Origin of the sequence: Rossellomorea aquimaris, from assembly GCF_003315075.1 — a bacterium.
GTDB lineage: Bacteria > Bacillota > Bacilli > Bacillales > Bacillaceae_B > Rossellomorea > Rossellomorea aquimaris_C.
Genome location: NZ_QNRJ01000046.1, coordinates 1 through 1,558 on the forward strand (window position 1 = coordinate 1; position 1,558 = coordinate 1,558).

A 1,558-nucleotide genomic window follows, 5' to 3' on the forward strand; every position below is an offset into this window, starting at 1 on the left:
TGAATTAATTTCATAACTCTGAGCCCTTGCGGCTCTAAGGGTAAAATGACAAGAAAATAGAGCACCTCCCCAAATCCTGTATAATGAGAGTTACGACACACACATTAACAGATTGGAGAGTTGCCCTATGCCTATTATACGACAAGAAAGCCTGTTTGACATGCAAGTTTTATATGACTTGGAACCTACCCACCGATTCAACTCGATTTTATCGGGCGTTGACATCCATCCAATCCTTGATGTCGTAACGAAAAAGTCTCGTTTCGGACCACCGCAGACCTTAAACTACGCGGCGATGATCTATTCACTGATTGTGAGGATCACAGAACGAATTCCTTTCATCAAAGATTTGGTCAAGCGACTGGAGGATGACTTGCGCTTCAAAGTGGACTGCGGCTTTTTGGTGTCGGATGAGATTCCATCCGAAGCTTCTTATTCACGGATGATTACGTTGGTCAGTGAATCAGATGCCTTGGAAATTGTTCAAGAACGTACCCTGCTGATGGCCATGTCTGAAGGATTCGTCTCGGATGAAATTGTTGCCATAGATGCCACCCATGTCGAGTCGCGCGACCGGGCGCCACAACAGAAAGAAACGGTCGAAAGAGAACTGAAAAAGCGAGGGCGCAAAAAGAAAGAAGAACGGGAACAATGGCTGCTGGAAAAAGCGGAAGAAGAAGCAAATCTTCCCCTATATGAAAAGAAGATTGCCGATCAGCTGGATGTTCCGCTTTTTGAATTACGTGCTGCTGTTCCCACACACTCCGAATGGGGAGTGAAAAAGAATAGCGAAGGAAAGAACGTTTTCTGGTATGGATTCAAATGCCATCTCGCCATTGGGGCGAAAAGTCAATACATTCTGCAATCCCTGTTTTCTTCGGGCAATCTTAATGACGGAAAGGCTGCCATTCCGCTGCTTAAAGGAATAAAGGAACGACTGGCTTCTCTCAAAATCAATTACGCCACGATGGATGCCGGGTACGACTACGTTCCGATTTACGAACAAGTTTATCGGATGGGCGCCCAATCGATCATTGCCTACAATAAAAAGAACGAACCAGACCCAATCGGATTTGATCGCCATTTTGCCCCGACCTGCGTCCACGAACATAGCTATCGGTACGACAGTTACGATAAAAAGCACGAAACCATTAAGTACACGAGGCCAAGTGAATGCGCAGATTGTCCGTTGGCTCACGACAGCTTGTGCCAGAAAGTTTACAAAAAGAAAATTACGGATGATCTCCGAAAATATACAGCGCCGGCAAGAGGTTCGCTGAAATGGAAACAGCTCTACAAGACACGAAGTGCCGTTGAAAGGGTCAACGCCTATTTGAAAGGGTATTTTCTCTTGAATCAGATCTATCATCGCACCGGGGAGAAAGCCAAATTGCATGTCGATTTGGTTCAATTAGCTTACAATGCCTCCAAACTGGCGATTGATCGCTTAAAGTCGCTCCAAACCAACGTTGCATAATCAGCCAGTTCATTCGTTTTTTTAAGAAATTACCTATTTTGGGCCCGTCCATGATTTTTTAAAAGTACGCATTATGAAATT

At 44.8% G+C, this 1,558-nt stretch carries 1 protein-coding gene; it reads left to right on the forward strand.

The genetic code is table 11. The features are described from left to right. Positions 1 to 127 precede the first annotated feature (127 nt). Positions 128 to 1,477: a transposase gene (locus DET59_RS21320; protein WP_113971589.1), complete on the forward strand. Its 1,350-nt coding sequence runs from the start codon at positions 128 to 130 to the stop codon at positions 1,475 to 1,477. Positions 1,478 to 1,558 lie beyond the last annotated feature (81 nt).

What these genes read in the sequence shown, in the direction of transcription:
- DET59_RS21320 (WP_113971589.1), top strand. Translation starts at nt 128, where the DNA reads ATGCCTATTATACGACAAGAAAGCCTGTTTGACATGCAAGTTTTATAT.